At 65.0% G+C, this 11,771-nt stretch carries 13 protein-coding genes; 9 read left to right on the top strand and 4 right to left on the bottom strand.

Translation table 11 applies throughout. The annotated features are described in order from the left end of the window. The first annotated feature begins 568 nt into the window (after positions 1–568). The 5 genes from RCJ92_RS12845 to RCJ92_RS12825 all read left to right on the top strand — a co-directional run bounded on the left by RCJ92_RS12845 (position 569) and on the right by RCJ92_RS12825 (position 5,544). Positions 569–1,513, top strand: a complete 945-nt coding sequence (locus RCJ92_RS12845) for a DNA topoisomerase IB (RefSeq protein WP_246049594.1) — start codon at positions 569–571, stop codon at positions 1,511–1,513. Positions 1,514–1,666: 153 nt separating this feature from the next. Beyond that, complete coding sequence (locus tag RCJ92_RS12840) at positions 1,667–2,371, top strand: CoA transferase subunit A (protein ID WP_446754758.1); 705 nt, start codon at positions 1,667–1,669, stop codon at positions 2,369–2,371. Positions 2,372–2,373: 2 nt separating this feature from the next. Then, positions 2,374–3,024, top strand: a complete 651-nt coding sequence (locus tag RCJ92_RS12835; RefSeq protein ID WP_346922431.1) for a 3-oxoacid CoA-transferase subunit B — start codon at positions 2,374–2,376, stop codon at positions 3,022–3,024. Next, positions 3,021–4,190, top strand: coding sequence for an acetyl-CoA C-acyltransferase (locus RCJ92_RS12830; protein ID WP_446754757.1), 1,170 nt, complete (start codon positions 3,021–3,023; stop codon positions 4,188–4,190). The genes RCJ92_RS12835 and RCJ92_RS12830 overlap by 4 nt, the downstream gene beginning before the upstream one ends. Before the next feature lie 160 nt (positions 4,191–4,350). After that, positions 4,351–5,544: an NAD(P)/FAD-dependent oxidoreductase gene (locus tag RCJ92_RS12825; RefSeq protein ID WP_446754756.1), complete on the top strand. Its 1,194-nt coding sequence runs from the start codon at positions 4,351–4,353 to the stop codon at positions 5,542–5,544. Between the two features lie 90 nt (positions 5,545–5,634). Here RCJ92_RS12825 and RCJ92_RS12820 read toward each other — a convergent pair whose 3' ends face one another. The 3 genes from RCJ92_RS12820 to RCJ92_RS12810 form a co-directional block, all read right to left on the bottom strand. Beyond that, on the bottom strand, positions 5,635–6,198 hold the full coding sequence (locus RCJ92_RS12820) for a histidine phosphatase family protein (protein WP_138175717.1): 564 nt from the start codon (positions 6,196–6,198) through the stop codon (positions 5,635–5,637). Between the two features lie 366 nt (positions 6,199–6,564). Continuing rightward, positions 6,565–6,831, bottom strand: coding sequence for a Txe/YoeB family addiction module toxin (locus RCJ92_RS12815; protein WP_446754755.1), 267 nt, complete (start codon positions 6,829–6,831; stop codon positions 6,565–6,567). Then, complete coding sequence (locus RCJ92_RS12810; protein WP_446754754.1) at positions 6,828–7,076, bottom strand: type II toxin-antitoxin system Phd/YefM family antitoxin; 249 nt, start codon at positions 7,074–7,076, stop codon at positions 6,828–6,830. The genes RCJ92_RS12815 and RCJ92_RS12810 overlap by 4 nt, the downstream gene beginning before the upstream one ends. A 218-nt stretch (positions 7,077–7,294) precedes the next feature. Between RCJ92_RS12810 and RCJ92_RS12805 the strand changes: the two genes are divergently transcribed. Then, a complete protein-coding gene (locus tag RCJ92_RS12805; RefSeq protein ID WP_138175711.1) occupies positions 7,295–8,242 on the top strand; it encodes a beta-ketoacyl-ACP synthase III in 948 nt (315 codons plus the stop codon). Positions 8,243–8,306: 64 nt separating this feature from the next. After that, entirely contained in the window at positions 8,307–8,696 is a 390-nt protein-coding gene (locus RCJ92_RS12800; RefSeq protein ID WP_054821144.1) for a VOC family protein, read from the top strand. A gap of 94 nt (positions 8,697–8,790) precedes the next feature. Here the strand turns inward: RCJ92_RS12800 and RCJ92_RS12795 are convergent, their stop codons facing one another. After that, positions 8,791–9,888, bottom strand: coding sequence for an NAD(P)-dependent alcohol dehydrogenase (locus RCJ92_RS12795; protein ID WP_446754753.1), 1,098 nt, complete (start codon positions 9,886–9,888; stop codon positions 8,791–8,793). Between the two features lie 385 nt (positions 9,889–10,273). Between RCJ92_RS12795 and RCJ92_RS12790 the strand changes: the two genes are divergently transcribed. After that, positions 10,274–10,978, top strand: coding sequence for a FadR/GntR family transcriptional regulator (locus RCJ92_RS12790; protein ID WP_446754752.1), 705 nt, complete (start codon positions 10,274–10,276; stop codon positions 10,976–10,978). Between the two features lie 56 nt (positions 10,979–11,034). Beyond that, positions 11,035–11,771, top strand: a 737-nt coding sequence (locus RCJ92_RS12785; protein ID WP_446754751.1) for an asparaginase, incomplete at its 3' end; no start/stop codon positions are given.

Here is an 11,771-nt window from a genome sequence, read left to right as displayed (position 1 = left end):
CGCGCCAGCCCGGTATGCCGGGCGACCTCGGTCGTGGTGATGCCCTGCGGCATGGCCCCGCTGACCGTGCGCAGCACCGCGGCCAGCCGTCCGACCACTTGGGCGCCTGCGGGAGTGGGAGTCATGATCACATTATGGACGAGCCGCGTCCACGGCGCTGCCGTGTGACGTGCCGCTTGACTTCGCTAAGCGGCGCGTTTCCCATCAGGCGGACCATGCGGCCCGGCACCGGTTGGATGGTGCGCGCCCGGCTTTCGGCGGCTCGCGCAGGCCAGTCAAAGCGGTGGCCACTTCGGTAAAGACGGCGGTCCGCACCGGTCCCCACGCCCGGGCAACTGCGTCACTATCCAAGACGCGAAGGCGCCGGAACCGCCGCCGGCCGGCACCCGCTGGCACCCGTAGGCCGGGGCCGCTGGTAGTTCGCTGGGCGCGGCGGGACGGCGGGCACCGATTCGGTAGCCTGAGCGCGAAATGCTCGGGGCAAGGAGGTGGGACGGTGGCGCGTGGTTCCGTTCGCCGCAGGCGCGGTCGTCTGCAGATTTCGCGGCAGCTGCGGCGCGGGGAGTTCGTGTATCTGCAACGCGGGGAGCAAATCACCGATCCCGAGGAGCTGGAACGCATCAAGGCCCTGGTCATTCCGCCGGCCTGGCATGACGTGCAGATCTCCGCTTCCCCCAGCGCCAAGGTGCTGGCCCGCGGGGTCGATGACGCCGGACGGCGCCAGGCGATCTACCACCCCTCGTTTCGGCGCCGCCGCGAAGAGGAGAAGTTCGCCAAGCTCAGTGAGTTCGGCCAAGCCCTGCCGGCGCTGCGCAAACAGGTGGCGGCGGACATGGAGCGGCGCGGAACCAGCCGCGAGAAGGTGGTAGCCTGCGTGATCAAGGTGCTGGACAAGGGGTACCTGCGCATCGGCACCCCGAAATATGCCCGGCAATATCGCTCCTATGGGGCAACCACGCTGCGCCGGCGGCATACCCGCATCAAGGGAACCAGCGTTACCTTTGATTTCAACGGCAAGAGCGGACAGCACCAGACGGTGACGATCGAGGACGCGCAGATGGCCCGCTTCGTGAAGAAGCTGCGGGAGATGCCCGGCTATGAAGTCTTCCGCTTCACCGATGATGAGGGACAACTGTGTTCGGTGCGCAGTGAGCATGTCAATGAATACCTGCATACGAACATGGGCAGCCAGTTCACCGCGAAGGACTTTCGCACCTGGGGCGGAACGCTGACGGCCTTCGCCTCCCTGCTGGACGCCGAGGTTGACGGCGCCAGCCCGCAACGGGAGCTGACGCGTGCTGAACGCGAGGCGGTGAAGCAGGCCGCCTCGGTGCTGGGCAACACCCAGTCCACGGCGCGCAAGGCCTACATCGCCCCGCGGGTGCTGAAGCTGGCCGGGGACCCCGAGAAACTCGAGGACCTGCGCGGTGAGCGCAAGCGCCGGCGCGCGCGCAAGTACCTGAGCGTCGATGAGCAGTGCCTGCTGCAGCTGCTGGAAGAAGACAGCGCATAGATTGCCCCCTCAGACTGTTCATATTGTGGACGATAGTTCCTCTTTTCCTCATCCATCGAGCACTTGAACTCAGTTTATTGAGGCGTTCCGCCGTCTTGGCTAGGTTCGTTGGTAATGACGAGCGCTTCCACAAGGTGGACGTAGGAGGAAACCATGGCAAGCAAATTCCGGCAGGACGCCGCAGCAGCCTTGGCCGAGGTCGTCCAGGACGGGATGACCATCGCCGTCGGCGGCTTCGGTCTGAGCGGGATACCCACCCGGTTGATCACGGCACTGCGCGATTCCGGGGCGAAGAACCTGACCATCGTGTCGAACAATATGGGGGTAGACGGCAAAGGCCTGGGCCTATTGATCGAAAATCAGCAGGTCGCCAAGGTCATGGCCTCCTACGTGGGTGAAAACAAGCTGTTCGCCCAGCAGTTCCTTTCCGGCGAGCTCGAGGTGGAGTTCGTTCCCCAGGGCACCCTTGCCGAACGGCTGCGCGCCGGGGGTGCCGGGATCCCGGCGTTCTACACGCCCACCGGTGTGGGCACCCCGGTGGCAGAGGGGAAACCGGTCATGGAGTTCGACGGCAAGCCGGCCATCCTCGAACGTGGAATCGTTGCCGACATCGCCCTGGTGCGCGCCCACAAGGCGGATGCGGAAGGCAACCTGCGGTACCGGATGACCGCACGGAACTTCAACCCGCTGGCCGCCATGGCCGGGCGGTACACGTTCGCCGAGGCCGAGCACATCGAGCAGGACTACCTGGATCCGCAGCTGGTGGACACCCCGGGGATCTTCGTGCAGTGCCTGGTCGAGGCGGACCAGACCAAGGACATCGAACAGCGCACCGTGCGGGTGCGGCAGGAGGCATGAGCATGTGGACCAGGGATGAGATGGCAGCCATCGCCGCCAGCGAGCTGGTGGACGGGCAGTACGTCAACCTGGGGATCGGCATCCCCACACTGGTGGCCAATAACCTGCCCGAAGGCGTGTCGGTTAAGCTGCAAAGCGAAAACGGCCTGCTGGGCATGGGACCTTTCCCCTACGCGGGTGAGGAGGATGCGGACCTGATCAACGCCGGCAAGCAGACCGTCACCGTGCTGCCCGGCGGCAGCTTCTTCGACTCCGCCACCAGCTTTGGAATGATCCGCGGCGGCCACGTGCAGACCGCCATCCTCGGCGCACTGCAGGTGGCGGGCAACGGGGACCTGGCGAACTGGACCATTCCCGGCAAGCTGGTCAAGGGCATGGGCGGGGCCATGGACCTGGTGGCCGGCACCCCGCGGGTCATCGTGATCACCGACCACGTGGCCAAGGACGGCACCCCGAAGATCGTGGAACATTGCGACCTGCCGCTGACCGGCGTCGGCGTGGTGGACCGGATCATTACCGATCGCGCCGTATTCGACATCGAAGACGGGCGGCTGATCCTGCGCCGCCTGGCAGAGGGCGAAAGCCCGGAATCAATCAAAGACATCACCGCAGCAAAGTTCAGCATCGACCTTGAGGAGTCACAGGCAGCATGAGTGTAAAGATCGCCGGATACGCCCGCACCCCCTTCATGCGCTTCAACGGCGCACTGGCCGGCGTTGAGGCCACCGAGCTGGGGGCGCACGCGGCCAAGGCGGCCCTGGAACGCGCCGGGGTTCCGGCCGAAAAGGTTCAGTACGTGATCGCCGGCCAGGTGCTGCAGGCCGCGGCCGGGCAGAACCCGGCCCGGCAGAGCGCGGTCGGGGCGGGGATTGGCCTGGACGTCCCGGCCATCACGCTGAACGCGGTATGTCTTTCGGGCACCGAGGCCGTCGTGGCGGCCACCCGGATGATCAACGCCGGGGAGGCCAACATCGTCCTGGCCATTGGGCAGGAATCAATGTCATTGGCACCCCACGCACAACGCGCGCGGGCCGGCACCAAGTACGGGGCCATCGAAATGGTCGACACCCTGGAGTTCGACGGGCTGACCGACGCGTTTGAACGTCGTTCCATGGGCGCCTCCACCGAGGAGCACAACCAGAAGCTCGGGATGACCCGTGAAGCGCAGGACACCCTGGCCGCCGCCTCCCACCAGCGGGCCGCGGCCTCCGCCGAATTCCTGGCCGAGGAAATTGCGCCGTTGACCATCACCACCCGTAAGGGGCAAAGCGAACACGCCGCCGATGACGGGGTGCGCCCGGACACCACGGCACAGTCCCTGGGCAAGCTGCGCCCCGCCTTCGCCAAGGAAGGAACGATCACCGCCGGGAACTCCTCGCAGATCACCGACGGCGCGGCGGCCCTGGTGCTGGTCAGCGACAGGGCCGTAACCGAGCTCGGCTTGAAGCCGATCGCCGAGATCCTCTCCCACGCCTTCGTGGCGGGCCCGGACCGCACCCTGCACGAGCAGCCGTCCAACGCCATCCAGGCCGCGCTGCAGCGCACCGACTACACGACCGCAGATCTGCAGGCCGTGGAAATCAACGAGGCCTTCGCCGCAGTGGGGGTACGCTCCACCGAGCAGCTGGGACTGAGCGAGCAGATCGTGAACCGCCATGGCGGGGCGATTGCGCTGGGCCATCCGATTGGCGCCTCCGGCGCGCGGATCATCGGTACCCTGGCCCGCCAACTGCAGCAGCAGGGCGCCGGAGCCATCGGTGCCGCTGGAATCTGCGGCGGCGGCGGTCAGGGCAGCGCGGTGGTGCTGCGCGCGGTGTAGCCGGAGCACACACCTCTACAAGCCGTTCCATGCTGTACGCATCTTCACGCCGTGGATGCGTACAGCTGTGTGCTTCCTGACTCATTCCAGACTCTTCCCATTAACCCCTGCGCTTTCGCTACAGTGCATCTCAATCCAGGTCCTTCTTGAAGGAGATGAAATGTCCAGCGTCAAGCATGATGTTGTGGTTATCGGCGGCGGAAACGCCGGCATTTCAGTTGCGGCGAGGATGTTGCGCAAAGGCAAGCTGGATGTCGCGATTGTCGAACCCCGCGACCAGCACTTCTTTCAGCCCTTGTTCTCCCACATTGCCGCTGGTGCCGCAAAGATGAACGAGGCGGTCCGCCCCCAGCATTCTGTAATGCCCAAGCAGGCGCGGTGGATTCAGAACCGAGTCACCCATGTTCAGCCCGAGGAAAACACGGTGCTGCTGGCAGATGGAACGCAGGTTGAATATAAGCAACTTATAGTCTGTCCCGGGCTGCAGTTGGACTTCAACGCCATCCCGGGACTTCCTCAGGCCATGGATGGAGTGACGGGCAGCTCGGACTATGATCCTGCACTCGTCACCCGAACCTGGTCAATGATTGAGGGGTTGTCCAAGGGCACCGCGGTATTTGTGCAACCGCCCGGGCCCGCCAAATGTGCGGGTGCCGCCCAGAAGGTGGCCTACATGGCCTGCGATTATTGGCGTTCTGCCGGGCGTCTGGCGGACATTGAAGTACACCTGGTGGTTCCCTCCCCCACAGTATTCGGCATGCCTGATGTGGACGCCGAGCTCAACCGAAAAATCCGTGAGTACGGCATTGAACTGCACACCTCAAGTACCCTGGAGTCGGTCAATGCAGAAACACGTTCCGTGAACCTGGACGCCGGAGCGGAAAAGGTGACCCTTTCCTATGACCTTCTCCATGTAGTGCCGCCCCAGTCAGCCCCCGACTGGCTGAAAGCTACTGACCTTCCCCGTGCGGAAACTTATGGGGGATTCGTCGATGTCGATGATCAACATTTGCGCCATCGCAGGTATCGGAACGTCTGGTCGCTAGGGGACGCCGCCGGCAGCTCGAACTCGAAGTCCGGCGGAGCGTTGCGCAAGCAGACAAAAGTCGTCGCACTGAACGTGCTGGACGTCTTGGCCGGCAAGGAACCGCGCCATTCGTACAACGGGTATTCGGTGTGCCCCTTTACATTGAGCCGGGGAACAGCATTCTTTGCCGAGTTCGATCAACAGTACCGGCCCATGAAGTCCTACCCGGTATTGAAAATGGCCAAGGAACGACGCTGGCAGTGGGTCATGGACCGGTGGATTTTTCCCCAGATCTATTGGCACATGATCCTCAAGGGTCGCGCGTAGCCTCCCGACGAAGGCGCAGCGCGATCAAGGCGAGAGTTGTTCGTAGTCCAACAGCCATCTGCCGTGAACGTCCTGGCACTCGGGCTTCGTTTACTGCTGGACGAACTCGTGCAGGCGATCGGTATTCAGTTCCAGGATCTGCCCGTTGAGCACGTGGGGGTGCGGGGTGTCAGAAAGCGCGCCGAGCACCAGCCGGATCAGGGTCCCGTGGCAGACAATCACCACACGGGAGTCGCTGTTCTCTGCAACCAGCTTGCGCAGGGCACGCACGGCCCGGACCACAACCTCATCCTCGGGTTCGGTCTGCGCCATCAGCTCTTCAAGTTCGGCGGCACTGAGCCCATCGGTGCTGCGGCCTTCGGCAGCACGGTAGTCGCGCTCCACCAGGTCATCGACCTCCAGGATCCGCCAAATGCCCAGGTAGTCGGCGATGATTTGGGCGGTCTGATGCGCGCGGACCAGCGGGGAACACACAACCAGGTCCCAGGGGCCTTCCTTGGACAGCTCTACCCCTGCGCGTTCGGCCTGTTGTCGCCCGGTCGAATTCAACGGTACGTCGCTGCGGCCCTGCAGCCGGTTGGCCACATTCCAGGCGGTTTCGCCGTGTCGAACCAGAACCCAGCGTTCCTCAACCGGCTCGTGTTCCTCGCTCATGCTGTCTCCTGCCTTTGTCCCAGACGGGCCGGCAAACGATGCCGGTCAACGTCACTACTGCGTTCTGCGGACGGCCGGCAGGCCGTCGCGTCCGCGACTGAAGCGGGTCTGGTCCCGTGGACCAGGCCCGTCTCCTATGGTGATTTGACCATATCGGCTTTGCCGAGACTAGCGGTAGCTCGTGTCACCGCTCTTTCAGGAACCTTCCACCGACGCCTGCTCCCAATGCCGCAACAGTATGCCGCTGAGGATGAGACGCCGCAACGATGTCTGCTTGCGCTAGATCAGGCGGGAACAGGAGCGGCCCTGAAATCTCAACGACCACCGCGCGCCGCACGCACTGTTTGATTCACGTGTTCAGGGTACTTAGTAGTGATACCGCGCCTGCAAGATCGTCACTGCGCGGTCATCAGCAATATAGGCGAGCCGATTGGCTGCATCGATGCGCCGCGACCATGCGCCAGCCAAGGCATGTTTTAGGGCTTCGGGTTTGCCGATCCCTTCAGAGGGATCATCGCCCAGGATGTCTTCGATCAGCGCGTTGATGCGCTTGAGCGTTTTTCTGTCTTGGGTTTGCCAGTAGAGATAGTCTTCCCATCCCGCTTCAGTCCATGCGAGCACTCTGTCGCTCATGGGTCAATGAGCCCATGCTCAGTTGAGTTTCCTTCCTGCGCTGATTTAAACGCTTCAAGCAGGCGCAGTGCGTTCTTGGGAGACCTCAGCAAGTAGCTTGTCTCAACCAAAGCGTCATATTCGTCTTTCGACATCAGGATCGCCGAGCCCCGCTTGGACACAATCTCAACTTCCGTTTGGTCAAGATTGACCTTCTCAACCAACCCAAACAAATCACGACGCGCTTCACTCGCTGTTATCGCCACAACCCCTCCTAGTCGTACCAGGTGTGGTACCACTCTGGGATCGCTTGGACAGCTCTAAGAGCAGACATTTCTTGGGCAAAGTGTTGGTACGCCGGCGCGAAGCACCTTTGCCCTGCACCGGCTCCAGCCGTCGTGGTGCGTAGTCTCACGGCGCGCAGCCGGTCAACGGACTACTCTTAAGGGGAGAAATCTTTCCCCGCATTTGTAGGAGCCCTTCCATGACCGGCAGCAAAGTTGTTTCCTTCGGCCACTACCAGCCCGATCGGATCGTGCCGAACTCCGAGCTGGAAAAGCTGGTGGAAACCAGCGACGAGTGGATTACTCGCCGCGTCGGGATCCAGGAACGCCGCTGGGCCGGCGAGGGTGAAAGCGTGGACTTCATGGCCACCGAGGCCGCCAAGATGGCCCTGACCAACGCGGAGGGCATTGAGGCCAGCGACATCGATCTGGTCGTGGTCGCCACCTGCACTGCGCTGGACCGCACCCCGAACATGGCAGCCCGGGTGGCCCTGGCCCTGGGCATGGAGCAGAACCCGGCCGTCATGGACGTGAACACCGCCTGCTCGGGATTCAACCACGCCCTGGCCACCGCCCAGCACGCGATTATGGCCGGCAGTGCCACCAAGGCCCTGGTCATCGCCTCCGAACGACTGACCGACGTCACCGACTTCACGGACCGCACCACCTGCGTGCTCACCGCCGATGGCGCGGGCGCCGTGGTGGTGACCGCCTCCCAGGAGCAGGGCATCTCTCCGGTGCTGTGGGGCTCGGTGCCGCAGATGTCCGATGCGGTGCGCATTGAGCACTCGAACAACGACAAGTTCGCCCAGAACGGGCAGAGCGTCTACCGCTGGACCGTCACCCAGCTGCCCAAGATCGCCAAGCAGATCATCGAGCGTGCCGGACTGGCCCCGGAGGAGATCGGCGCGATCGTGCTGCACCAGGCCAACCTGCGCATCATCGAACCGCTGGCCGAGAAGATCGGGGCCCCGAACGCACGGGTGGCCACCGACGTGGTCTACTCCGGTAACACCTCGGCCGCTTCGGTGCCGCTGGCGTTGTCCAAGATGATGGCGGACGAGCCGCTGCCCTCGGGCACCAAGGCCCTGCTGTTCGCCTTTGGCGGCGGCCTGACCTACGCGGGCCAGGTCATCACCATCCCGTAACCAGCACCGCGCAGGCGCCGGCCCCCTGGCCGGTCCGGTGCCTGAGTTGATTGGAGTGCCCAGCATGGAGATCCTGAGCAGCCGGGTGCTGCTGCGCCCGGTGGACCCGGTGGCCACCCAGCATTTCTACCGGCACACGCTCGGGCTGGCGGTGGCCCGCGAATTTGGTCCCGCTAACGCACCGGGCCTGGTCTTCCACCTGGGCAACGGGTTGCTGGAGGTTTCCGGAGCGCGCACCGCCAGTGAGCCGTCCTCCCTGCAGTTGTGGCTGCAGGTGCGACAGGTGGGCGAGGAGGTGCGGCGGCTGCGGACCGCCGGGGTGAAGGTGCTGCGCGAGCCGCGCACCGAACCGTGGGGACTGATTGAGGCCTGGATCCAGGACCCGGACGGCACCCGCATCGTGCTGGTGCAGATTCCCGAGGATCACCCGCTGCGTCGGGATCAGCGTAGCTAACGCACCGGCGGCCGGGCCGATAGCCAAACTAGGCGATGGGCGTGGACACCAAGGGTGTCCACGCCCATCCTCGTGCCGCGTTGCGTTCAGGACTTTAGAAGGTGATGACCGGCTTCAGCGTCGACCCGTTCGCCGAGTCGGCGAATGCCTGGTTGATGTCGGCGAAGTCGTACTTCTTGATCAGCTTGTCGAACGGGAACAGGCCCTGCTGGTGCAGGCTGACCAGTCGGGGAATGAATTCCTTGGGTACCGCGTCGCCCTCGATGACCAGGTGCAGGTTGATCCCGGCCAGCAGCTGCGTGCCGATATCCACCTTGGCCTCCGTCCCAAGCTTCGCGGCCCCAACCAGCGCGCCGTGCCCACGGGTGGCCAGTGAGTTCGACATCTGAGTGAAGACCATCGGCACGCCGGTGGTGTCCAGGGCGAATTGGGCACCGCCGCCGGTGATTTCCTTGATCGCCGCGGCCGGGTCGGTCTCCTTGGAGTTGACCACGTGGGTTGCCCCGAGCTCCTTGGCCAGTTCCAGCCGCGAGTGGACGATGTCCACCATGATGATCGTGGTGGCGCCCGCGGCCTTGGCGGCCATCATTCCGGCCATTCCCACGGCTCCGGTGCCGAAGATCGCCACGGAGGAGCCGGGGGTCGGCTTTAGCACGTTCAGCACGGCCCCCGAACCGGTCATGATGCCGCAGCCCAGTGGGCCGAGAATGTCCAGTGGCACGTCATTGGGCACCTTCACCGCACCGCGGGCCGGGACGTTGGTGAACTCGGCAAACGAGGACTGGCCAAAGAAGTGCGAGCCAACCGGACCGTTTTCATCGGAGAAGGCCTTAGAGCCGTCCGGGCGCTGGGCGCCGAAGTTCTTGTCGTAGAAGTTCACGCAGTACATGGGGTGCCCGGCCACGCACTGTTCGCAGTGGCCGCAGTAGGCCGGGCCGACCACGACCTTGTCCCCCACGCTGAATCCCTCAACGTCATCTCCGACGGCTTCAATGATGCCTGAGCCTTCATGTCCCAGGACGACCGGCAGCGGGACCGGGTACCACTGGTCGCGGATAATGGCATCGGTGTGGCACACACCGGAGGCGATCATGCGCACCCGCAGTTCATCCGGACGGGGCTCATCAAGTTCGAGTTCACGGATTTCCAGGTCGGTTTGTGGGGCCGTGGCTACGGCTGCTCGGGTCTTCATGGACCGCCTCTTTCCTCAGGGTAAGGGCGCTGCCGGACGCGACCGGCAGCGCGGATGCCGGGTCCCGTGACAGCCTGGAAGCAACCACCGGTTTCGACATGATTTCCATGCCGCCCCCAGCTGTTGTGCCCCGGCCCAACAGGACCCAAGCACAGCCTAAACCGTCAAGGTGAAATTTTCATTGACGCGTCATGTAAATGTGATGAAATGCCCTCACGCGGCACGGGAGCGCCCGCTTCCCCTACCCCCAGCGGCCATCGAAAAAGCCCTCCGGCCCGGCGCCCGCAGCGGCTGCGCATTCACCCGAGCCGCGCTCACTTGGGTCTTTGCAAGTCCCTGCGGCAAGATTTGACATAGGGAGCATCACATTGTCATACTCGACACCGTGAACCTGTCAGACAGCTGGACACCCGGACAGCAGCCGATCTCCCGCACCAGTGCCTCCGAGGCCGTTTTCCAGTCCCTGCGCACCGCCATTGAAGAACAGCGCATCCCGCTGGGCAGCAAGCTGGGCTCGGAAGCCAGCCTGGCCGCCGACTACTCGGTCAGCCGCTCGGTGATCCGCGAGGCCCTGCGCTCCTGCGCCGCCTTGGGCCTGACCCGCACCGAAACCGGGCGCGGCACCTTCGTGGTCTCCCACCGGCCCAACCGGGAACTGCTCCTTGGCGGGTTCTCCTCCTCCGACCTCTACGAGGCCCGGCCCCACATCGAGATCCCGGCCGCCCGGCTGGCCGCCGACCGGCGCACCGAGGAGGACCTCGAACGATTGCGCGGGCTGATTGAGCAGATGGAAGTCGAAGACGACGCCGCCGCCTGGGTGGAATTGGACGCCGCCTTCCACGCCGCCGTGGCCCGCGCCAGCGGCAACTCCGTCTTCGACCGGGTGGTGGGGGACATCCGTGATGCGATGGCCCGCCAGTCCGAGACCGTCAACCTGGTCACCGGCCGCCGCGGCCCCTCCAACCTGGAGCACCGGCTGATCGTCGAGGCGATCGCCTCCGGCGACGGGGACGCGGCAGGAGCAGCCATGGGTGAGCACCTGAGCAAGGTCCAGCAGGCCGTCTCGCTGATCGTGCGCAGCACCCCGTGAACCAGCCACCGAACAAGCCACCGCAAGCCCACCAGGATGAAGTGAACCAGGACACCATGACCCCACCGCCTTCCAGCCAGTCCGCGACCGAGCAGGCCGCGGCCACCAGTCACCCCTCCCTGCAGGAACTGGCGGCCTCCGGGCTGCCCGGGCATGTGCCGGTCGCGGCGGTGACCCGCGGTGAGGCGATCGAGTCCGTGCACTACGGTTCGGCCGTGCTGCTGGACCCGCAGGGCCGGATCCTGGCCTCGCTGGGTGACACCAGCTCCCGCTTCTACCCCCGCTCGGCGCTCAAGCCGCTGTTCGCGGTGGGAATGCTGCGCGCCGGGCTGGAACTGGACGACGAACAGCTCGCCCTGGCCGCCGCCAGCCACTCCGGCTCCCAGCGCCACCAGGACGTCGCGCTGGGCACCCTGCACGCGGCCGGGCTGCAGGCGGCGGACCTGGGCAACTCCACCGACCTGCCCTACGGTCCCGCCGAGCGCACCGCCTGGCTGGCCGCCGGGGGCGCAGCCACCCAGCTGGCGCAGAACTGCTCGGGCAAGCACGCGGCGCTGCTGGCCCTGTGCAGGCTCAAGGGCTGGGACACCGCCACCTACCTGGCCCCGGGCCACCCGGTCAGCGAACTGCTGGCCGCGACCGTGCAGGAGCTGACCGGGGAACAGATCACCAGCGCCAGCGCGGATGGCTGCGGCACCCCGGTCTACCCGTTGAGCCTGCCGGCCCTGGCCCGCGGCTTCGCCCGGCTGGCCAACGCCCCGCAGGGCAGCGCCGAGGCCCGGGTGGCCTCGGC

The organism is Glutamicibacter sp. BSL13, from assembly GCF_052928425.1.
This window is presented reverse-complemented; position numbering and strand designations above follow the sequence as displayed.